The sequence below is a fragment of the Pseudahrensia aquimaris genome, from assembly GCF_042676045.1.
Lineage (GTDB): Bacteria > Pseudomonadota > Alphaproteobacteria > Rhizobiales > Rhizobiaceae > Pseudahrensia > Pseudahrensia aquimaris.
On record NZ_JBHTJV010000003.1, the window covers coordinates 805159 to 827271 of the forward strand.

The 22113-nt window shown below is 55.6% G+C and carries 19 protein-coding genes; 9 read left to right on the forward strand and 10 right to left on the reverse strand.

Going from position 1 to position 22113, the window contains the following annotated elements; translation table 11 throughout:
- Positions 1-5: 5 nt before the first annotated feature.
- Together edd and ACFQ14_RS07255 are read left to right on the forward strand one after the other, a co-directional pair.
- Positions 6-1814, forward strand: a complete 1809-nt coding sequence (gene edd, locus ACFQ14_RS07250) for a phosphogluconate dehydratase (RefSeq protein WP_377212027.1) — start codon at positions 6-8, stop codon at positions 1812-1814.
- 143 nt (positions 1815-1957) lie between these two features.
- On the forward strand, positions 1958-3838 hold the full coding sequence (locus ACFQ14_RS07255; protein ID WP_377212028.1) for an SLC13 family permease: 1881 nt from the start codon (positions 1958-1960) through the stop codon (positions 3836-3838).
- Here ACFQ14_RS07255 and ACFQ14_RS07260 read toward each other — a convergent pair.
- The 4 genes from ACFQ14_RS07260 to ACFQ14_RS07275 are packed head-to-tail and all read right to left on the reverse strand — an operon-like array spanning position 3835 to position 8976.
- Positions 3835-4419: a sarcosine oxidase subunit gamma gene (locus ACFQ14_RS07260; RefSeq protein WP_377212029.1), complete on the reverse strand. Its 585-nt coding sequence runs from the start codon at positions 4417-4419 to the stop codon at positions 3835-3837. The two genes, ACFQ14_RS07255 and ACFQ14_RS07260, sit on opposite strands and share 4 nt — an antisense overlap.
- Positions 4412-7420, reverse strand: coding sequence for a sarcosine oxidase subunit alpha family protein (locus ACFQ14_RS07265; RefSeq protein ID WP_377212030.1), 3009 nt, complete (start codon positions 7418-7420; stop codon positions 4412-4414). Before ACFQ14_RS07265 ends, ACFQ14_RS07260 begins: the two co-directional genes overlap by 8 nt.
- Positions 7417-7704 carry a sarcosine oxidase subunit delta gene (locus tag ACFQ14_RS07270; protein WP_377212031.1) on the reverse strand — a complete coding sequence of 96 codons (288 nt, stop codon included), beginning with the start codon at positions 7702-7704 and terminating at the stop codon, positions 7417-7419. Before ACFQ14_RS07270 ends, ACFQ14_RS07265 begins: the two co-directional genes overlap by 4 nt.
- A gap of 12 nt (positions 7705-7716) precedes the next feature.
- Positions 7717-8976, reverse strand: coding sequence for a sarcosine oxidase subunit beta family protein (locus ACFQ14_RS07275; RefSeq protein ID WP_377212032.1), 1260 nt, complete (start codon positions 8974-8976; stop codon positions 7717-7719).
- Positions 8977-9174: 198 nt separating this feature from the next.
- Between ACFQ14_RS07275 and folD the strand changes: the two genes are divergently transcribed.
- Genes folD through ACFQ14_RS07290 form a run of 3 tightly spaced genes read left to right on the forward strand, consistent with a single transcriptional unit; the run spans position 9175 to position 12193 of the window.
- Positions 9175-10083, forward strand: coding sequence for a bifunctional methylenetetrahydrofolate dehydrogenase/methenyltetrahydrofolate cyclohydrolase FolD (gene folD, locus ACFQ14_RS07280; RefSeq protein WP_377212033.1), 909 nt, complete (start codon positions 9175-9177; stop codon positions 10081-10083).
- A gap of 23 nt (positions 10084-10106) precedes the next feature.
- Positions 10107-11093, forward strand: coding sequence for a GlxA family transcriptional regulator (locus ACFQ14_RS07285; RefSeq protein ID WP_377212034.1), 987 nt, complete (start codon positions 10107-10109; stop codon positions 11091-11093).
- Positions 11094-11104: 11 nt separating this feature from the next.
- Positions 11105-12193 carry a CaiB/BaiF CoA transferase family protein gene (locus ACFQ14_RS07290; RefSeq protein WP_377212035.1) on the forward strand — a complete coding sequence of 363 codons (1089 nt, stop codon included), beginning with the start codon at positions 11105-11107 and terminating at the stop codon, positions 12191-12193.
- 44 nt (positions 12194-12237) lie between these two features.
- Here the strand turns inward: ACFQ14_RS07290 and ACFQ14_RS07295 are convergent, their stop codons facing one another.
- The 5 genes from ACFQ14_RS07295 to speB form a co-directional block, all read right to left on the reverse strand.
- Positions 12238-13176, reverse strand: coding sequence for an ABC transporter permease (locus tag ACFQ14_RS07295; RefSeq protein WP_449301298.1), 939 nt, complete (start codon positions 13174-13176; stop codon positions 12238-12240).
- Between the two features lie 135 nt (positions 13177-13311).
- Positions 13312-14637, reverse strand: a complete 1326-nt coding sequence (locus ACFQ14_RS07300) for an ABC transporter permease (RefSeq protein ID WP_377212037.1) — start codon at positions 14635-14637, stop codon at positions 13312-13314.
- Positions 14638-14813: 176 nt separating this feature from the next.
- Positions 14814-15911, reverse strand: coding sequence for an ABC transporter substrate-binding protein (locus ACFQ14_RS07305; protein WP_377212038.1), 1098 nt, complete (start codon positions 15909-15911; stop codon positions 14814-14816).
- 88 nt (positions 15912-15999) lie between these two features.
- Positions 16000-17133 carry an ABC transporter ATP-binding protein gene (locus tag ACFQ14_RS07310; RefSeq protein WP_377212092.1) on the reverse strand — a complete coding sequence of 378 codons (1134 nt, stop codon included), beginning with the start codon at positions 17131-17133 and terminating at the stop codon, positions 16000-16002.
- 147 nt (positions 17134-17280) lie between these two features.
- Positions 17281-18240 (reverse strand): agmatinase, encoded by a 960-nt coding sequence (speB, locus tag ACFQ14_RS07315; RefSeq protein WP_377212039.1) that lies wholly within the window; start codon positions 18238-18240, stop codon positions 17281-17283.
- A gap of 116 nt (positions 18241-18356) precedes the next feature.
- Between speB and ACFQ14_RS07320 the strand changes: the two genes are divergently transcribed.
- A complete protein-coding gene (locus tag ACFQ14_RS07320) occupies positions 18357-19274 on the forward strand; it encodes a fatty acid desaturase (RefSeq protein WP_377212040.1) in 918 nt (305 codons plus the stop codon).
- On the opposite strand, the gene ACFQ14_RS07325 is transcribed toward ACFQ14_RS07320, so the two are convergent.
- Positions 19271-20389 (reverse strand): polysaccharide deacetylase family protein, encoded by a 1119-nt coding sequence (locus ACFQ14_RS07325; RefSeq protein ID WP_377212041.1) that lies wholly within the window; start codon positions 20387-20389, stop codon positions 19271-19273. The genes ACFQ14_RS07320 and ACFQ14_RS07325 overlap by 4 nt on opposite strands.
- A gap of 209 nt (positions 20390-20598) precedes the next feature.
- On the opposite strand from ACFQ14_RS07325, the gene ACFQ14_RS07330 reads away from it, so the two are divergent.
- The 3 genes from ACFQ14_RS07330 to ACFQ14_RS07340 are packed head-to-tail and all read left to right on the forward strand — an operon-like array spanning position 20599 to position 22034.
- On the forward strand, positions 20599-21078 hold the full coding sequence (locus tag ACFQ14_RS07330; RefSeq protein WP_377212042.1) for a DUF2948 family protein: 480 nt from the start codon (positions 20599-20601) through the stop codon (positions 21076-21078).
- Positions 21075-21584 (forward strand): UPF0262 family protein, encoded by a 510-nt coding sequence (locus ACFQ14_RS07335; RefSeq protein WP_377212043.1) that lies wholly within the window; start codon positions 21075-21077, stop codon positions 21582-21584. Before ACFQ14_RS07330 ends, ACFQ14_RS07335 begins: the two co-directional genes overlap by 4 nt.
- A gap of 6 nt (positions 21585-21590) precedes the next feature.
- Positions 21591-22034: an arsenate reductase/protein-tyrosine-phosphatase family protein gene (locus ACFQ14_RS07340; RefSeq protein WP_377212044.1), complete on the forward strand. Its 444-nt coding sequence runs from the start codon at positions 21591-21593 to the stop codon at positions 22032-22034.
- Positions 22035-22113: the final 79 nt, after the last annotated feature.

Genomic DNA, 22113 nt, shown 5'->3' on the forward strand with positions numbered 1-22113 from the left:
AAGCTATGACAGTCAAAGCCATCGAAGATGTGACCAAACGGCTTGTCGAAAGATCCAAGCCAACGCGCGAAATCTATCTCGACCGTGTACGCGCTGCCGCTGATGCTGGGCCGCACCGTTCGTCGCTGACCTGCGGAAATCTCGCCCACGGTTTTGCCGCATGTGCGCCCACTGACAAAGAGCGGCTTAAGGGCGATGTGGTGCCGAACATTGCCATTGTAACCTCTTACAACGACATGTTGTCGGCCCATGCGCCGTTTGCACGTTTCCCCGATCTCATCAAACAAGCCGCCAGTGAGGCGGGTGCTGTGGCGCAAGTTGCAGGTGGTGTTCCCGCCATGTGCGATGGGGTTACCCAAGGCCAGCGTGGCATGGAACTATCGCTGTTTTCGCGCGATGTGATCGCGATGGCGACAGCCATTGCACTGTCGCACAATATGTTTGATGCGGCGATGTATCTAGGCGTTTGCGACAAGATCGTGCCCGGCCTTCTGATCGGCGCACTTACCTTCGGCCATCTACCAGCAGTGTTTGTGCCGGCAGGACCAATGCCAAGTGGCTTGCCCAACAACGAGAAAGTGCGCATCCGGCAGCTTTACGCAGAAGGCAAAGTCGGACGCGAAGAATTGCTGGAAGCAGAGAGCGCATCATACCATTCGCCCGGCACCTGTACATTCTACGGCACAGCAAACTCCAACCAGATGTTGATGGAATTTATGGGGCTTCATCTGCCTGGATCGAGCTTCATTAACCCGGATACGCCGCTGCGCGATCGGCTTACGGCAGAGGCGACGCGCCAAGCGCTGTCCATTACAGCAGGCGGCAACGCGTTCACCCCTGTAGGCGAAATGATCGATGAAAAGAGCATCGTCAACGCCATCATCGGCCTGCATGCTACGGGTGGCTCAACCAACCACGTGTTGCATCTGGTTGCGATTGCAAAGGCGGCTGGAATTTCGCTGACGCTGGAAGACATGTCGGACCTTGCCGATTGCACGCCGTTGATGGCACGGGTCTATCCGAACGGCATGGCAGACGTGAACCATTTCCACGCCGCTGGCGGCCTGCCTTATTTGATCGGCGAATTGCTGCGCGGCGGCCATCTTCATGAGGACGTTTCCACCATTAACGGTCGTGGTCTCTCGCGCATGGCACAGGAGCCAAAACTCGAAGGCGACGGTGTGAAATTCACGCCTGCAAGCGAAGTGCCGGGCAATGATAAGATTGTGGCAAAGTTAGACGCGCCTTTCGCAAAGGACGGTGGCTTGAAAATGGTGAGCGGCAATTTGGGGCGGGCCGTGATCAAGATTTCTGCAGTGAAGAAAGAGCATCACGTGGTGCGCGCACCGGTGCGGGTTTTCGATACACAAAACGGCATCCGCGAAGCGTTTGAGGCTGGAGAGTTGGATCAGGATATGATCGCGGTTTGCCGCTTCCAAGGCCCTCGCGCCAACGGCATGCCAGAACTTCACAAGCTAACGCCTCCACTGGGGGTGTTGCAGGATCGCGGTTACAAGGTTGCACTCATTACCGATGGGCGCATGTCTGGTGCTTCGGGCAAAGTGCCAGCAGCCATCCACCTGTCGCCAGAAGCTGTCGACGGCGGTTCCATCGCCAAACTGCGCGATGGCGACATGGTGTTACTGGACGCGGTCAATGGCATCTTGGAGGCGGAAGTCGATGCTGCAGATTGGGCCGCGCGCGCACCTGTTACACTTGATCTTGCCGACAACGAATATGGTATGGGCACTGAAATCTTCGCCGCATTCCGCCGATCGGTTTCGGCATCGGATGCAGGTGCATCCGTCCTCTAAACTTAACCAGTTTCGCAAGTTACATGGTTCCAGAGCCTTCTCGCGCTTGATTTTGCGCAACCGCAGGCGTTTTCTAGCCTTGTAATGTGCAACCCGATGGCGCCTTCGTTGGGAAGGCACAAGTTGGGGTTAGGGAAGACGGTTTGGAGGCCTATGGACTGACCGCTGAGATGGTTGCTGTTCTGTGCTTGTTGGCGGGAACGGTGTTTCTGTTCGCGTCCGAAATCGTCCGGGTAGACGTTGCGGCAATCCTCATCATGGTCATGCTTGGTCTGTTGGCACAGGTGCCGGCGCTGTCCGGCCTGTCTGATCCTGCAACAATTTTCTCAGGTTTTTCCTCCAACGCAGTCATATCAATTATAGCAGTGATGATCGTAGGCGCGGGGCTCGATAAGACGGGCGTGATGGGCACTGTGGCGCAATGGATATTGCGCGTGGGCGGCAGTTCCGAGCGACGCATCATCCCTCTCATATCTTCCACCGTTGGCCTGATTTCTTCCTTTATGCAGAATGTGGGTGCGGCGGCGCTATTCGTGCCTGTCGTCTCGCGCATTGCCCGGCGCACAGAATTGCCACTAGGGCGGCTGCTCATGCCAATGGGTTTTTGCGCCATACTGGGCGGCACGGTGACGATGGTTGGATCATCACCTCTGATCTTGCTCAACGATCTCATCACAAGCGCCAACGCTGACTTGCCAGCGGAACGCCAGATGGAGACGTTTGGGCTTTTCTCGGTCACGCCGATAGGAATTGCACTCGTTCTTTCCGGCATAGTCTATTTTGTGATCTTCGGACGGTTCGTCTTGCCAACGCGAGAACGGACCGGGCCATCGGCAGCGGAGGAACGCTCCAAATATCTCAACCGACTGTATGGGCTAGATTCAGGCATCATCGAAATCAGTGTTCCTGAAACGTCACCCATAGTTGGCCGCACGTTGATCGATATTCACCATGAGTTCAACATCTACATCATTGCAAAGCATGTGGACCGCAAGACGCATGTTTTTCCCGTGGTGCTCGATGAATTGCAAGCGCCTTCAAAAATCGCGGTGATGGGCGCACCTGCTGCTATCCGCCGTTTTGCAGTTCAGAACGATCTTGAAATCAGCCCACGGCTCGACACGTTTGCTCGCGACCTTGACCCAACGCGAGTGGGCCTTGCGGAGATTGTCGTCCCGCCCGATTCCTCGCTCATAGGGCGGTCGGTGCGGGATGTGCGCTCGCGTGAAACCTATGGCTTCGCGCTTCTGGCGATCTATCGCAACGGCGAGGTTTTAAGCCACATTGAAACGGACGAACACGAACCCTCACCTATCGGTTTCGAGCCTTTGCGATCCGGCGACACGATGTTGGTTCATATCTCATGGCGGTCGCTGAACCGGCTCCAAAACGATCGTGATTTTGTGGTTGTCACCACTGACTATCCCAAGGAAGAACTACGCCCGAAAAAACTTGGCTGGGCGCTGTTTTTCTTTTTGGTCTCGCTGAGCCTCATCATGTTCACCGATATGCTGCTCTCGTTGTGCTTGCTCACAGGTGCGATCGGCATGGTGGTGAGCCGCGTTCTGCGGATTGATGAGGCTTATGAGGCCGTCGGCTGGAACACGGTGTTTCTGCTCGCAGCGCTCATTCCACTTGGCCAAGCGGCTCAATCGACAGGCACCGCTCAATGGATCGCCGACGGTCTCTTGGGGGCGATGGGCGATGTTCCGGTGATTGTTCTGCAAATTGGCGTGGCTCTGATGGCAACGGCGTTTACGCTCATTATGTCTAACGTGGGAGCGACCGTTTTGCTGGTGCCGCTTGCGGTCAACATCGCACTCGCTGGCGGCGGCGACCCCGCCTTGTTTGCGATGACGGTCGCAATCTCGACGTCAAACTCTTTCCTCATTCCCACGCATCAAGTCAACGCACTGATCATGGGTCCGGCAGGCTATAAGGTGAAGGACTTCATGCGGGCCGGTCTTGGCATGACCGTACTCTTCCTGATCGTATCGCTGACGATGTTGAACTTGATCTTCTAGTTGACCCGATAGCCAATTTCGGCTGCGGCATCTGACAGCCATTGCCAGAACGAACGAGCGAAGCTGGTGAAGAGATACAGTTCAAAGCAGTCTTCCGCAGTTCGGTGAATGGTCAGACCAACTTCGTGATGATGGCTTACTTGAACCATGCTGACCGGAAAGCTGTTGATGTGAAAATCGAGCGCGATACCGCTGGCGAGAAGCCAATCGGCTTGTTCCCCTTTAACCGTCACCCTGATGCGGGCATGGGTGAGGTTGGTCACCGAGGCGACTTCTGGCTTGAGTGCTTTTCTAAGCGTGGTTTCAAGTTTTTCGTTGTCGCTCTCAATAAGCCAGCGACCCGGGCCAGTTGGCATGATGGAGCATTCCTTCGCTCGGCTGACCGAACGCCCATCAGCAATTTCAGATTCCAAAGCCTTGCCGATGGCAACTTTGCAAGCATCAAGCGTTTCAGGCCAGCACGCGACTTGCACCAGCGCCGTGCAAATATCTTCCGACAATGTCACACCGGGCGTCGCGGTTAGCGCTCCGTATTCACCGGGCAGCGCAAGTTCAGCAAGCGGGGAGAGGCGTTCAGCCATGCATTTTGCCTCCATCAGGGTCGTACATATGAGGGCTTAGCACTTCCACTGCGACATGGCGGTCTCGAACCGGATTGCTGGCGAACATTGTTTCGCCGTGGCGGTTCTTCCCGTTTTCGAGCAATGCAAGAGCCACATAGGCGTTTAGCACAGGCGAGAAACAAGTGGTTGTCGTGTGGCCTTCGCTCGGCCCCGGGTCATCTTTGCTGCCTTGCACCAGATGAGAACCGCCGCGAATGCGAGCGCCGTCCAGCGATCTGATGGCAACCAATTGCAGGCGGCCTTCTTCGTTCATCGCTTCGCGCTGGGAAAGCACGTTGCCGATAAAATTCTTCTTCTTCGACACCATGCCACCGAGACCGACATCACCTGCTGTAGTGCGTCCATTGATTTCTGGACCAGCGATATGGCCTTTTTCGACACGCAATGTGGTAAGCGCTTCCAGGCCGTAGGGCGTGATGAAGTATTCCTCTCCAGCCTTCATCAACGCATCCCAAAGCACGGCACCGTATGTCGCCCCGCAATAGACTTCGTAAGCCAGTTCACCCGAAAATGAGAGCCGAGCGATCAAAACGGGTATCTCATCAATCACGGCTTCGCGCACACCCATGAAGGGGATACCTTCGTCGGATACATCGCAATTGCTGGTACAAGCCCTGAGAACATCACGGGCCTTTGGTCCGGCCAGCGCTACGCCTGCCCATTGATCGGTAACCGAAGTAAGATGCACTTTCAGATCTGGCCAGTATCGATCCAAGTGCATTTCCAGATGTTCCATCACATGGCCCGCACCAGCGGTGGTGGTGGTCATCAGAAACTGGTTTTCAGACAGCCGCCACGTTGTGCCGTCGTCAAACAAGAAGCCGTCTTCGCGCAGCATCAGGCCATAGCGTGCCTTGCCGACCGGCAGCTTCGCGAAGGCGTTGGAATAAACACGGTTGAGAAATTCCGAGGCATCCGGCCCTTGAATATCGATCTTGCCGAGGGTCGACACATCCACAATGCCAACACTCGCCCGCACAGCTTTTGCTTCGCGGATATAGGCTTGTTCGACGGTTTCTCCCGCACGGTTATAACTCTCAGGCCGCAGCCATAGACCGTTTGGCACCATGCCAGCGCCGTTTGCCACGTGCCAGTCGTGCATGGGCGTCAGACGTTCGGGCTTGAGGTGACCGTAGAGTTCGCCTGCAATTGCCCCGATGGCGGTGGGCGTATAGGGCGGACGGAAACGGGTCGTGCCAACTTCAGGGATCGACACGCCTTGCGCCTGCGCCATGATGGCAAGGCCCGCCATGTTGGACGTCTTGCCCTGATCGGTCGCCATCCCAAGGGTGGTGTAGCGTTTCAGATGCTCGACGGAAACGAACCCCTCGCGGTGAGCCAAGCGCACGTCATCTGCCGTTACATCGTGCTGAAGATCGACGAAAGACTTACCCTTGGCCGCAATTTCCAACACGGGCGACGGAGCGAAGTCTATCGCGTCGCCGTCGATGTTGGGCGTGTCGATATCCTCCGGCGCAATGCCGCAATCTTCCAACGCCTTGATCGCGGCCATTGCGCCAGAATCGAAAGCCGCTTCCAACCCCATACGCCCTGTCATGGCTCCTGCGCCATGCCATCTTTGTGTTGGCTCGCCAGGAAGAAAGGCTTGAATCTCAGAATCCCACAAGGGCTTGCCGCCTTGTTGCGAGGTGAGATGCAAAACGGGCGACCAACCACCTGAAACGGCAAGACAATCGGTGCCATAAGTGGCGATGGCTTCTCCGATCTCGCCGCTTAACTCATTGAACGCAGAGACTTTAATGGATGAAAGAGTTTGCCACCCGCCTGTGGAGACCACGGCGGCTCCTGTGTGCAGTTTGGCGTTGGTGTCTTCGCCAGCAGCGCGGGTGGCCTCGGAAACATCGGCGCGAACGTCAATGATGGCAGCGATCACAACGCCTGCCTTCGCCATGTCACGAGCGGCCAGCCAACCGCTGTCGTTGTTGGTGAAAACGCAAACATTCTGGCCCGGCGCAACGGCATGTTCCAACGTGTAACGGCGTGCGGCATCCGCCAACATCACGCCGGGTCGATCGTTACCGGGAAAAACCATCGGACGTTCAAGCGCGCCGGTAGCGATTACCGCAGATTTTGCCCGTATCATCCATGCGCGCTGCCGCGGGCGGTAGAGGTTGGGTTCCGCATCTGGCGCGTCGCAGCGTTCGATGGCGAGGAACTGGTTGTCATCGAAATGACTTTGCACGGTGGTGCGTGGCAGTAGGGTGACGTTGTTCATTGCTTCCAGCGCGGCAATTTTCGATGCGGCCCAAAGATGGGCCCTGTTGCCGTCGATAAAGTCCGGCGCGGAGAGAAGTGCGCCGCCCAAACGGGGCTGTTGCTCCGCCAAAATGACCCTTGCGCCGGACAGAGCCGCCTTTTCTGCGGCAGCAAGTCCGGCTGCGCCCGATCCAACGACCAGCACATCGCACCACGCATTCATACGACCGTAGTGATCGGGGTCGGCCTCTGCCGCACCCCGGCCAAGGCCAGCTGCGCGACGGATGAATTGCTCGCACAGATACCAGAAATTTGTCGTGCGATTGCCGGCAACTTGTGGCCCCATGAAAGTCTTGTAGTAGAAGCCTGCCGATAGGGCTTTGCCAGCCAACTGGTTTATGGCCAACAGATCAAATTTTGGCGATGGCCAAGCGTTCTGGCTGCTTGCGGTTAGGCCGTCAAACACCTCAACTTCCGTCGCTCGGATGTTCGGCTCGCGGCGTGCGCCTGCTCCGAGGGTTACGAGCGCAGACGGTTCTTCAGAGCCTGCGGAAAAGACCCCGCGTGGGCGATGGTATTTGAACGAACGTCCAACCACAGAAACGCCATTGGCAATAAGAGCTGCTGCAAGCGTGTCACCTTTGCGGGCTTCGTAGAGCTTGCCATCAAAAGTGAACGTCACCGTCTCCGGCGAAAGCGCCGTGCCGATGTCTTGTCGATTGGTGATGCGGAAGCCACTCATTTCGTGGCTCCCTTTTTCAACTGCTCGGCCCATGGGCCAACTGGATCACAGGAGATCACCTCATGGGTCACCGTATTGCGCACCACGCGGACATGGGCGCGGCAACCGCCGGTATGCTGCCACATCTCTTCGTGAAGGCCAGCGGGGTTGTCGCGGTCGTAGACGTAAGCGAGATGGTCTTCGAGACTTTCGTTATCCATCGCAGGACGCGCAATCTTGGCGTCGCCTTTATAGGTAAATTCACGGGCATCGCGGGGGCCGCACCAAGCGCAAGTTAAGATCATCGCCGCCGCTCCCTAATGATACCAAGGGGTCGGACCGGCCCCTTTTTCGTCGATTGGTCGACCTTGCTTGAAGCGTTCCAGCGTGAATGCGGCGTTCAGGTCGTGTTCTTTGTCATCGGCAATCGTGTGGGCGAAACACCAGCCCGAGGCAGGTGTTGCCTTGAAGCCGCCGTAGCACCAGCCGCAGTTGAGATACATGCCTGGCAGCGGGCCTTTGGTGATGATGGGCGAGCCGTCCATCGACATATCCATGATCCCGCCCCATGTGCGCAGCAAGCGCAGGCGGGCGAAATTGGGGAACATGGCGACAAGTTCACTCGTCACTTCCTCCCACACGGGAAGATTGCCGCGCTGGGCATAGGAATTGAAATAGTCGATGTTGCCGCCAAACACCAAACCACCTTTGTCAGACTGGGAAACGTAAAGGTGACCGGAGCCGAAAGTAATGACATTGGGCACGATGGGCTTGATGGATTCTGATACGAATGCCTGAAGGACGGTGGATTCAATTGGCAAATGCGTGACACCCGCCATGTGCATCACTTTGCTGGTTGAGCCAGCCACGGCAACGCCGACCTTTTGAGCACGAATTTCGCCACGGTTGGTCTCCACACCAACAATGGTATCGCCCTGTTTGAGAAAACCCGTCACTTCGCAATTTTCGATAATGTCGACGCCCAATTGGTCAGCACCCCGGGCATAACCCCATGCGACTGCGTCATGGCGGGCATTGCCCGCGTCACGCTGCAACAAGCCGCCTTCAATGGGGAAGCGCGCAGAACCGGAAACGTCCAAACCGGGGTTGAGCTTTGCAACCTGATCGCGGTCCAGTAATTCGGACTTCAGGCCCAACAGACGCATCTGATTGCCGCGCTCGGCATAGGCGTCCATCTGACCGGGCGTGTGGGCTAGGTTCAGCACGCCACGGGGCGAAAACATCACGTTGTAGTTGAGATCATGGGAAAGGCCGCGCCAAAGCTCCATGCTTTTCTCATAGAAATTGGTGTTCGGCGTCAGGCGATAGTTGGAGCGCACGATGGTGGTATTGCGCCCGATATTGCCCGAACCAAGCCAACCTTTTTCAAGCACGGCGACATTGGTGATGCCGTGTACCTTCGCCAGATAGTAGGCCGTAGCCAAACCATGCCCGCCACCGCCAACGATAATCACATCGTAGGCAGCTTTTGGTTCTGGCTTACGCCACGCCGGGGTCCAATTCTTGTTGCCGCGCACGGCGTTTTTCAGAATTGACCAAGCGGAATATCGGGTCATCGGACTCCCTCGATGAAAACGGCTTCTGTTTGCCATTCAACGCTTATCTTTGCTGCAATCAACCTGCGGTTCAAGAGAAAGTCGCGCTGGCGCATATGCGCCGTGCAATGTCGAAATTGTCACTTGCATCAGCACGCTATTCCGAACGAGATGCGACAAACTGACAAGCACACCAAGTGGGCAGGGAGCTAGATAGCTATGAACGACGAAAACAAGCGAATTGACGGAAAAGCGGTTGCGGAAACCGTGGTGCAAAAAGTGAAGGGCGAGACAGAAAAGCTCGTCGCTCAATCGGGCATCGTTCCGGGACTTGCCGTCATTATCGTGGGTGAAGATCCGGCCAGTCAGGTCTATGTCGCATCCAAGGGTAAGAAGGCGAAGGAATGTGGGTTTCATTCCATCCAGCACACTTTGCCCGCCGATACATCAGAGGCGGATGTACTCGCCCACGTGCAAGCGCTGAACGACGATCCCGCAATCCACGGCATATTGGTTCAATTGCCGCTTCCCAAGCACATTGACGAAAACAAGGTCATTCAGACCATTGCGCCGCAAAAAGACGTCGATGGATTTCATTATATGAACGTTGGCAAGCTCGGTACGGGTGATCTTTCAAGCGCCTTCGTGCCATGCACCCCTGCCGGATCAATGATCCTGTTGCGCAGTGTTTTGGGCGATGATCTCTCAGGGCTCAACGCTGTTGTGGTCGGGCGCTCCAACATTGTTGGCAAGCCGATGGCGAACCTTCTGTTGGGTGCTAATGCAACCGTCACAATCGCCCACAGCCGCACAAAAGATCTTCCTGACTTGGTGCGCAGCGCCGATATCGTTGTTGCCGCTGTTGGTCGCGCCGAAATGGTGAAGGGCGATTGGATTAAGCCGGGTGCAACCGTGATCGATGTAGGCATCAACCGCATCGATGCACCGGAGCGCGGCGAAGGCAAAACGCGGCTGACAGGTGATGTGGACTATGAAGGCGCGCTGGAAAATGCGGCACACATAACGCCGGTTCCCGGCGGTGTTGGACCAATGACCATCGCGCTCTTGATGGCGAACACATTGACGTCAGCTTACCGTCATGCGGAACTCAATCCACCGGCTTTCTAAGGCCGCCATGATCGGGTGAGGCCATGCAAAACTCTGGAAGAGAGACCGGGGAAGCAGCGACGCAAGCACAGCGGACGATTGCATTTTTGATCGTCGACAAGTTTTCCATGCTTTGTTTCTCTGCTGCTATTGACCCCCTACGTTCTGCAAACCGCCTCGCCAAGCGGGACTATTACGTGTGGAAGACCGTATCTGTCGATGGTCGACCGGTGCGCGCTTCCAACGGGATGGAGGTCAACGTTGAGGCTTCCATCGATACGCTTGGCCACTGCGATATCCTATTTATTTGCGCTGGCTACCGCACGCAGGTTGAAGGGCAATCGCATTTATTGGCGAAATTGCGCGAGCGGGCGCGACGTGGTGGCGCCGTGGGCGGGCTCTCCATCGGTTCTCATATTCTGGCGCAAGCCGGATTACTGAACGGCTACAAGTGTACGATCCACTGGGAAAACCGTGCGTCGTTTCAGGATGCATTCCCAGACGTTATTTGCACCGGCAATGTTTATGAAATCGACCGGAACCGCTTCACCTCGGCGGGTGGCACGACATCCATCGACCTGATGCTGCAAATCATCGACGCGGATTTCGGCTCGCGCTTGGCCAACGAAGTGGCAAACCAGTTTCAGCACGAGCGCATTCGCACCAGCCTTGACCGCCAGCGCGTTGGGCCGGAGCGTGACCTGGCAGGCAAATCCGAAAAGCTGCAAAGAGCGGTCGCTATAATGGCAGAAAATCTGGAAGAGCCCATGCCCGCACTGGAAATTGCGCGGCAGGTCGGGCTGTCTTTACGCCAGGTGGAACGCCTTTTTTTGCGACACCTCAACTCAACTCCGGGACGGTATTATATGAGCGTGCGGCTGGAGCGTGCGCGAGAACTGTTGCGCCATTCAAACGCTCCGATTTTGGATGTTGCGCTGTCGACGGGGTTTACCTCGCACTCCTATTTCGCCCAAAGTTACCGCACCCATTTCGGCTGCTCCCCTTCGCAGGAGCGGCGCAACTCTCCTTGAAAGACGCTCCCATGAAACCTCTTGCTGGCATCCGAATTGTTGAAATAGCGTCTATTGGGCCGGGTCCGTTTTGCGCGATGATGCTGGCCGATCATGGGGCCGATATCATTCGCATAGAAAAGCCAGGCGGGCGCGATATCGGCACGTCCCGCTCCGATTCTGACCCACTGTTGCGGGGGCGTCGCAAAGTGGAGCTTGATCTCAAAGATGCAGATGACGTCGAAAAAGCTTTAGCACTAATCGAAAAGGCTGATGGGCTGATCGAAGGGTTTCGCCCAGGAGTGATGGAACGCTTGGGGCTGGGGCCGGAAAAGTGCCACACGATTAATCCTGCGCTTGTGTTCGGGCGCATGACGGGATGGGGGCAAGACGGGCCACTCGCCAAACGCGCCGGACATGACATCAACTATATCGCGCTTACCGGCGCGCTGGATACGGTGGGATCGAAGACTAGCGGGCCAGTTCCTGCGCTCAACCTGATTGGCGATTTTGGCGGCGGCGGCATGTTGCTGGCGTTTGGCATGGTATCCGCCCTGCTGGCTGCCAAAACTTCGCGGAAAGGCAGTGTTGTGGATGCCGCGATGGTGGAGGGTGCCGCGCTGTTGATGACCATGACCTACGGGTTGAAAGCGCAAGGTCTTTGGGATGGTGGGCGATCGGACAATTTACTCGACGGCGGTGCACCGTTTTACGGCACGTATGAAACCAGCGACGGAGGCTGGATGGCGGTTGGTGCAATCGAGGAACCGTTTTGGCAGGAACTGGTTGAGAAGCTGGAACTCAAGTCTGATTTGATTGCCAAGCGCTACGACAAAGCGGTTTGGGAGGAGTTGGGCGGCCAAATTGCGGCACGATTTAAATCTCACACCCGCGCGCATTGGGAGAAAGTGTTTGACGGCAGCGATGCCTGTGTTGCGCCCGTGCTTTCAATGGAAGAAGCACCGCGCGATAGACATGTTGCGACGCGGCAGGCTTTGCGAAAATCTGGCGGCGTGATGCAGCCAGCGCCTGCGCCGCGCTATAACGGGGTTGTGCCAGAACTGCCAGAAACGAATATGAGCCCACAAGACTTTGATGCCGTTCTTAAGGAATGGAACTAACCGCCCTTACGACGAACGCATAGTAGGGTTTTTAAATCCGAAGATCAGCCCGGTGACAATCCGCGCAGACGTTCGCCACGGCGGCGCAGCAATTCGACCGCTGTCAGCAACGCAATCGACATGCAAACCAGAATGGTTGCCACAGCCAGAATGGTGGGGCTGATTTGTTCGCGTAAGCCTGAGAACATTTGGCGCGGAATGGTGCGTTGGCTCACATCTGCCATGAAAATCACGGCGACGACCTCGTCAAGCGAAGTGATAAAGGCGAACAGTGCTCCAGATATCATGCCTGGCAGGATGAGCGGCATGATTACCTTTGTGAAGGTTGTCCAACCGTTCGCACCCAAACCTTGGCTGGCACGGATCAGAGAACGATCAAAGCCCGACAAGGTTGCTGTGACCGTAATGATGACAAACGGAACGCCAAGCGTGGCGTGTGCGAGGGTGAGGCCAAGATAGGTGTTCACCAAGCCGTTTTCGTAGCCGGGCAACACGCCCTTCATCGTCAAACCGTAGAAAAAGAACATGCCAGTTGCTGTAATAACCAATGGCACGATCATGGGCGAAATGAGCAGGCTGGTGATCGCAGAGCGGAACGGCATTTCGGGGCGTGACAGGCCAAGCGCTGCCAGAGTGCCCAGAACGGTTGCAACTATGGTGGACATGATCGCAAGGAAGAAGGAGTTGCGGACAGCGCGTATCCATGTGGCGTTGTTCCACATATCACTCCACCAGCCTTCTGTGCCGTCTGGATTGGTCATGCCAAAACGGAATATGTCCTGATACCAGCGAAGCGAATATGCCGCCGGGTCCAGCGTCATCATGCCTTCGGTGAAAGAGAAATACGGCTCAGCGTTGAACGACAGAGGCACAATGATGAGGATTGGCATGATCAGGAAAATGAAGATCAAGGTGCACAGCGCAAGGAATGCGTATTTGCCAACTTTGTCGAGCGTCGTCGCATAAGGTGGGAGTTCCTTCATTGCGAAATAAGGAATCCCAAAGATGATCAGAAACCCAATCGTTCCACCGATCGACTGCGTGAACGCCAGGAACAATGCAGTTGCGCCAAGCAGCGCTAGAAAACCGGGAGCTTTGAATGTGTCAGACATATCGCGTTACCCGAACTTCAGATTATCAACGCCGACCAGCTTGTTGTAGAGCCAGTAGAAAATCAGCACCACTGTCAGCAAGATCGCTCCCAAAGCTGCGCCAAGCGACCAGTTAAGCGTTTTCTTGATGTGGTCGGCGATAAGGTTGGATATCAGCAAGCCATCACTGCCACCAACAAGAGCGGGCGTAATGTAGTAGCCAATCGCCAGAATGAAGACGAGCAGTGTGCCGGCGGCTATGCCGGGAATTGTCTGTGGGAAGTACACTCGTGTGAACGCATACGTGCCGGTAGCTCCCATAGAACGTGCAGCGCGCATGTAGCTCGGCGGGATGGTTTTCATAACGGAGTATAGCGGCAGTATCATGAATGGCAGCAGAATGTGCACCATCGAAATTACGGTGCCTTGAATATTATAGATCATCTGCACCCGGTTATCGTCAGAAATGAAGCCGAGATAGACGAAGATATTGTTGAGTATGCCTTCCTTCTGCAACATTGCGATCCACGCCGATGTGCGCACCAAAAGCGATGTCCAGAAAGGCAACAGCACGAGGATCATCAGCAAGTTTGACGTGCGTAACGGCAGCGTGGACAGCAGATATGAGACCGGATAAGCGATCAAAAAACACAACAGCGTTATCAGCGCGGAAAGCCAAATGGTTTTCCAGAGAATTGGCAAGTAGATCTGGTAAAGTTCTTCGGCCATGACAATTTCGTTGTCCGCGCCGTATTTGCGGTCTGTCGCAGCTAGGAAGAAAGCCAGTGTGTAATCTTTGGTCACGCGTTGCAGCGTTTGCCATAGGAGTGGGCTGTCCCAACGCTTATCAATCGCCACCAATGCTTCGAAATACGGGCCTTCGGTGATTTTGTCCGCGCGGCGCGCAGTCTTCGTGAAAAGGCTGCGCGAGCCCGGTATTTCATAGTTGACGCGGGTGGCGAGGTTGCCAACCGTTTTACCAACTTCGCGGTTTTTGCGAGCGGCGGCCAAATCTTTGACAAAGACTTCCATAATGTCTTCGCCCGGAATGCCCTGCCCGTCCCACGTTTCAATAACTTGGGCGAAATTCGGCATTACGTCGGAGCCGGTCGGATTGTGAAAGCCGCGCATCAGCATCTGACCGATGGGCAACACAAAGCTGACCAACAAAAACAGAACCAGTGGAACTGTCAGCAGAAATGCCTTGAGCTTCATGCGGCGTGTGGTTTTGGCAAGTTTGGCTTTCAGCGGCGTGCCGTCAAAAGCCAACAGCCGCCCCTGCTCATCCACGAGAGAGGTTGAATTGCCGGTGTTGCCTCGGCCAAATGCGGATTCGATGGCGGCATCGCTCATCGGCTGTTCACTCCCCTTGCCAAATGTACTGTTGAGCGTGATCGCCACAGCATCTTGTTTGGCAGTGTGTTCACTGACGTTTCAATCGGCGTCGTGCCTTAGCGGCGCGGATTGAAACGGCAACAGGAATGCGGAGCGCGGGATAAACCGCGCTCCGCGAAAGGTTCGGAAACCTGTTACTGAGCCAACCAAGCGTTGAAACGCTCGGTGAGTTGGTCAGAGTTGTCCGCCCAGAACTCAAAGTTGTTCTGAACAGCGTTTGTCAGATTGTCCGGGTTCGTTGGCATCTGTGGACCCATGTCGATGTCTGCGCTGTAGTATTTGCCGACGAGCGGCGAAGACGACATGCGGGCAGGACCGTATGAGATGTAAGAAGCCTGTGCAGCGAGCTGCTCTGTGGACGTGGAGAACTTCAGGAAGTCCATTGCGGTGTCTTTGTTTTTGGCACCTTTGGGGATGACCCAGAGATCCAAATCCCAAACCTGACCGTCCCAAACGATTTCAAACGGCTTACCTTCGCCAGCAACAGCGTTGAAGATGCGGCCGTTGTAAGCCGTTGTCATAGCAACTTCGCCATCGGCCAGAAGCTGTGGCGGTTGTGCGCCAGCTTCCCACCACACGACCTGATCTTTGATCGTGTCAAGTTTGGCGAAAGCGCGGTCGATACCTTCTGGTGTGGCCAGAACTGAATAGACGTCTTTGGCTGGCACGCCATCAGCAATAAGAGCGAACTCCAGGTTCACTTTGGCGCCTTTGCGAAGGCCACGCTTGCCGGGGAACTTCTGCAGGTCGAAGAAGTCTGCCATGGTCTTTGGACCTTCAGGCATTTTCGACTTGTCGTAGGCGAAGATTGTTGACCACACGATGTTTGCAACGGCGCAATCATAAAGGGTGCCGGGAAGGAAGTCTTCCGTGGCAGGCTTGCCGTTTGCACCCGGAGGCAATTGCGAATGATCGATAGTTTCCAGCAAACCTTCATCGCAAGCGCGGATGGCATCGGACAGTTCAACGTCCACGATGTCCCACGTTACGTTGCCGGCTTCGACCTGAGCTTTAATCTCGGCGATGCCGCCGTTGTAGTCTTCAGAGTTGATCTTGACACCGGTCTTTTCGATATACGGCTTGTGATAAGCTTCAACCTGAGACTTGGTGTAAGCGCCGCCCCATGACACGACAGTCAGTTCTTTAGCGTGCGAACCGGCATAAGCCGATGTTGCACCAAGAACCAATGCAGCGCCTACAGCAGTGCTGGTAAGAAGTTTGGTGAATTTCATTTCGTTTCTCCCTGTTGAAATGATTGGCGTTTAGGGGAGCCAACCGTTTACGGCGCAATGCTTTCGCATAGGCCGGATTGTGAAGCCTTTAGCTGATTGGATCGAGGGCTCTACAGTCCTCGGCTTTCCATCCAACTTTGACTTTTTTGCCTTCCGCGAGAGGCTTATTCCCCGCGCTGTTAGGCACTTTGACGATAAATTCGTCGTTACCAGCAACTTCCATCCGCGTGCGGATATGGTCGCCGAGATAAATCAGTTCCTTGATCACACCCGTCAGGATGTTGGGCACCGATCCTGCCTTAGGTTCGATTTCGACACGTTCCGGCCGGAGCGAAAGCGTGGTGCGAGAGCCGTTTGAGCCAATGTTCACCGCTGCTGCTGTGACCATGCCACCGCCATCGAGTTCAACTTTGGCGATGCCTTTTTTCGACTCTTTGATGGTTCCATTCAGCTTATTGTTTTCGCCTATGAACTGCGCAACGAAAGAGTTTTCCGGACGTTCGTAGAGTTCATCTGGCGTCGACAATTGCTGGATTACGCCGTCTTCAAACACCGCAATCCGATCCGACATAGTTAGTGCTTCTGATTGGTCGTGCGTGACGTAGACAACTGTAACACCGAGATTTTCATGGATGTGCTTGATCTCGTATTGCATCTGTTCGCGCAATTGCTTGTCGAGTGCGCCGAGTGGTTCGTCCATCAAGATGAGCGCGGGATCGAAAACCAGCGCACGAGCCACGGCGACACGTTGCTGCTGACCGCCGGATAATTGTGCGGGGCGGCGACCACCCATTTCGGGCAGCTCCACCATATCGAGTGCGCGTTGAACGCGCTCCTCGATTTCTGCACGGCCCATTTTACGAACCTTAAGCGGAAAGGCCAGATTTTCGGCCACCGACATATGAGGAAACAAGGCGTAGTTTTGGAAAACCATCCCGATGCCGCGTTTGTTGGGAGGCACACTGTTGATGGATTCGCCGTTGAGGTAGATCTCGCCGTGGGTTGCAGGTTCGAAACCGGCGAGCATCATAAGTGATGTGGTTTTACCGGAGCCAGATGGGCCCAACATGGTAAGGAATTCGCCGCGTGGGATATCAAGATTCAAGTCTTTTACGACGAGAATTTCGCCGTCATAGCTTTTTTGAACGTTTTCGAAACGGACGAATCCGCCTGAGTCAGAACCCTGCGATACACTACCAGACGCTTGCTGCTCGGCTGCCAAACTCAAATCGGCGCTTCCTTATAATTTGCCTGCTCCAAGCGAACTAAAGCGCTGAGCCGACTGTCCTCACCATTCCAAAACGAAACAAATACAAAAGTTAGCCAGCCGTCAACAGTCCAAACCGCTTTGGATTGTCGCGACTGCGTCCTAGCGGTGGCCATGAGCGTGGAAGATGAAACCCAGGAAATTCAACAGGACTTGCGCCGCCAGCGTGGCAGTGGAGCCTGTGTGATCGTATTCAGGTGCGACCTCCACCAAATCAATGCCAACAATAGTGTTGCGCTTGGCGAGCCCTTGCAGGAATTCGAGCACTTCGTAGTAGACAAAGCCGCCATGGCTTGGCGTCCCGGTGCCCGGTGCAATGGAGGGGTCAAAACCATCTATGTCTATGGTGACGTAAACCCGCACACCTTCTGGCACACGTTCGATCATTTTCTTCACGCCCTGCGCTCTGAATTGTCGGACGGATTGGATGTCGGAGCCCATAGCACGCGCTGCTTCATAGCCCTCTTTGGCGGTAGATGAGACGTTGCGGATGCCAAATTGTGACAGGCCCGTGACGTAGTCTTTTTCCGCCGCACGCCGCATTGGGTTTCCGTGACCGTTGCGAACGCCGTGGCGTTCATCGACGAAATCAAGATGTGCATCGATCTGCACGAGATGAAACGGCTTCTCATCACTAAAGGCGTTGATACACGGAATGTTGACCGAATGATCACCACCCATGACCACGGGAAGAGCGCCAGCCGCCAGCGCTTTGCGAACGCCCAATTCAATGTTCGCGTGGCTTTTTTCGGTATTGGTGTGAATGATATCGGCATCGCCCATATCCACGATTTTGACACTCTCGGGCAGATAGGTCGCGTCGTCCTCATGGTCATAGGCACCCGCATGGCCAAACGAGAACAGGGTCGAGGCCTCCCGAATCGCGCGTGGTCCAAAGCGAGCGCCGGCGCGGAACTGTGTGCCGAAATCAAAAGGCGCGCCGAGCACTGCAACATCAGCTTTAAGGTTATCCCAATCTGCGCAAATGTCGTTTTTGCCGAATGTGGCTATGCCAACAAAAGGGAGGTTCAACCTGCCTGCTTCATATCCATGATCCGCCATATCAACGCTTCCCTTCTTGATTGTTCTCGGCCCCGCGCCCTAGACTCACGGGTAACATCGCCGCCGGGAAAACTGAACGATGAAAATGACGAGCATATTGTTGTTGGTTACGAATATTGACCGATAGGATATTCGACCAACGCAGCCTGATCGCCTCGCTCGACGATGCAGCCCGCCAAGATTTGCAGAGCCGCAACGACCGCGCGGGGCTGATTCGGCTAGCGGCGCATGTGCTGCTGCTGGCAGCTTCCGGCACGTGGATCATGGCCTCTTGGCCGCTCTGGCAGGGTATGCTGTTTTTGCACGGTGTCATGCTGGTTTTTCTGTTTACAGCGCAGCACGAGGCAACCCACGGAACCGCCTTTGCGAGCGAGTGGCTGAACACGTGGGTTGCCCGTGTTGCCGGCGTCGTTCTGATCGTACCACCATTGTGGTTTCGTTATTTTCACTTCGCCCATCACCGCCACACGCAAGACCCGGATAACGACCCGGAGCTGGAGGGCGGAAAGCCGGAGACGCTTGCGCAATACGTGTTTCATGTGAGCGGGCTGCCGCTGTGGTGGGCGATGATCAAAGTCACTCTCGGCAACGCAACCAATCGGACCATGTCAGCCTACGTGCCGGAGAAAGCGACCGGGCGTATTCGGTTGGAAGCGAGAGTAATGCTGACGCTTTATGCGTCGCTGGCGTTGGCAAGCTTTTTTGTCTCGTCAACCGCGTTGCTGTGGCTGTGGGTCATTCCTGCCATTTTGGGCCAGCCAGTCTTGCGGCTTTATCTGCTGGCCGAACACGGACGCTGTCCGATGGTGGCGAATATGCTGGAGAATTCGCGCACAACGCTGACAAATTCAGCCATTCGCTTTATCGCGTGGAACATGCCCTATCACGCTGAACACCACGCCATGCCAACTGTGCCTTTCCACAAGCTGCCGAAACTGCACGAGATTGCACAATCCCATTTGGGTTCAGTGTCGCAGGGCTATGGCGAGTTTCACAAAGACTATGTGGACGGGCTTAAGACCGCTAAGCGCTAACGCAGTATCCAGTTGGACGGGCGCAGTTTCCAGCGGCGATGGTCAGAGGGTTGTTCGCGCGATTTCTGAAAGTTCAGTGCAACTTGTGTCGTGCGCAGCTTTGGCACCTTTGGCTTGGCCGCCAGCGCTTTTGTTTTTGGCGGCACCGTGACGATGGCATCGGGTGGCGCCATATCAGCCAGCGCCTGCTCGATAAGTTGTCGCGACTGCTGTTGAGTATATCGCCAGACAGGCGAATTCGCGGCGATAACCTGCGGGGGACGTGGAGGCGCAGAAGCCTTGGTCACAGTCGGCGTATCCGGCTGTGTTGTCGCGACAACAACTGGGGTGTCTTCGACCGGCGCAACTGGCACGGTGTCTGGCCCGACCATGTGCACGACCTTGTAACCTTCGTCTTTAAGCGTGCGCAGCAGGCGAGGAAGCATTTTCGCGGTGCGATGCTGAATATCGTGCATCAAGATGATGCCTTTTCCCTCACGGCGCAGGATCCGCATGATGCGGTTGTGAACCTCGTCCGGTCCAACCCTTTTCCAGTCGAGGCTGTCGATATTGGCATCAAATGCGATCAGGCCTTTTCTCGCAACAATTCGATCCGTGGCTTTGTTACGCGCCAAATATGGGTAGCGGAAGAACGGGACGCGTGGTGCACCATCGTACACGCCGTAGGCCGCCTTCTCGACGTCGGCCATACCTGTCTCGATATGCTGACGCGCCTGCGATATTGAATATTTGGGGAGCCTCTCGTGACCCTGTGTGTGGTGCGCCAGAGTATGACCGTGGGCGACGATGCGCTTTGTCAGCTTCGGGTTGCCACGGGCCATATTTCCGACCGCAAAGAAAGTTGCCTTCACGCATTCGTCTTGAAGCGTGTCGAGAATGCTCTGCGTCGTACCTTTACGCGGGCCATCGTCAAACGTGAGGATAACTTCCTTGGCACGAAGACCAAGGCGTTTTTCGTGGCCGACGAAACGCTTGTGATCGGCAGGATCGAGCGTGATGATGCGATGGGTACCCAGCGCGTCCGGTTTACAGGCGGCTATCGCGGCACTTGAGAAAGAGCACAGCAAGGTCGTGGCGATGGTGGCGGCCAAACGGGCCGAAAAAGGCTTACGCAAAACAAATACACCCGGAACGCAAAACAAAAGGGCTCACCGCAAACACAAGCGATGCACTGAAATTGGTAAATGAGAATGGTTAAGCGGCGGTGAACTGCTGCCAAGCCGCCCAATCCACTTGCCACGCCGCACCCTTCGTCTTACCAGTGGCTCAAGATTTTGTGCGAGGGGCGCGCCCTGCCCCGCATCGACGGAAATGACACGCCATCATGACCGACTCCCTGAAAATGGCAGCTCTGGATCAAACCGATCTGACGGTCTTATCGGCCTTGGCGCAGGACTCGCTGACGAAGCTGGATCAGGTGGAATACGATTCCAAGCGCGGACGAGTTACGCTGACACTCAACCGCTATGTCTGGGAAAAGAAAGGCGCGCTGCGCCGTTTTTTCGCTCCCAAAGAACGCCGCCTTTCAGCGCTCAACATTGACCGCGTGACAGCAGCACGTCGCAAAGGCATGGAAGCTGCGGCCACCGGCGGCGTACTTTCTCTGCTGGCGATAACCTTTTCGGATAGCGGTGAAGATCACAGTCCATCGGGAACCATTACGCTTACCTTCGCCGGAAACGCGGCGCTGGCGCTTGATGTGGAATGCATCGAAGCGCAACTGACCGATGTTGGTGGGGTATGGGAGGCAAGCCGCCGTCCACGCCACGCTGGCGATGGCCTGGAGACGGGAGAAGCTGGTTGAGCGCCGATACTCCAAATGCGCCTGAAAACGCCTGTCTGGTCGATGTGGTTCTCGACGAGACAACGATCGGCCGTGCAAATGCAGACATTGAACACGAACGCGCTGTGGCGATTTTCGACCTCATCGAGCAAAATTCATTTTGGCCCGTGGGCCATGTGATCGAGGGCGATGCCAAACCACACTACAAGCTAACGCTAAGCGTTGTTGAACAACGGTTGGTCTTCGCTATTCGCGATTTGGACGACAATGACATTTCAACCCACATTTTGTCGCTGACACCGTTTCGGCGGATCGTGAAAGACTATTATCAAATTTGCGAAAGCTATTACGAGGCGATTCGATCTGCGACACCCAGCCAGATTGAATCCATCGATATGGCCCGACGCGGTCTCCACAACGAAGGCTCCGAGACTTTGCAGGACAGGCTTGCGGGTAAGATCGTCATTGATTTCGATACGGCACGGCGTTTGTTCACGCTGATCTGCGTTTTGCACTGGCGGGGCTAGCGGAGGATGAGCGACCAGAGCAAAAACCTTCCAGCATCCGTGCTGCTTATGTGCAATCACAACGTCATACGATCCACGATGGCAGAAGCTCTGATGCGCAAAAAGTTTGGCGAACGCGTCTTCGCCGACAGCGCAGGCATCCGAACAGGAACTGTAGACCCCTTTGTGACCGCCGTTTTGGCTGAGTTGGACATGGACATGGCAGATCATGTGCCAAAGGCTCTGGAAGAACTGGACGACACGTGGTTTGACCTTGTGATCGCTTTCTCGCGCGAAGCCCATGAGGCTGTGCAGGAGACCAAACTGCTGGAATTCGGCGAAGTTCTTTTCTGGCCGGCTGACGACCCAACAGTAGTGCAAGGTTCGCGCGATCAGATGCTAGCCGCATATCGTGCAGTCCGTGATCAGATATCAAAACGGATTGACGAGCATTTTGCACCAACCGCCTAAACGGCGCGATTAACCGCTTGATGCTAGCGCTTCAGCAAAACACTAGCATTTGACCGCCTTTTATCCCATATGGGGCGCG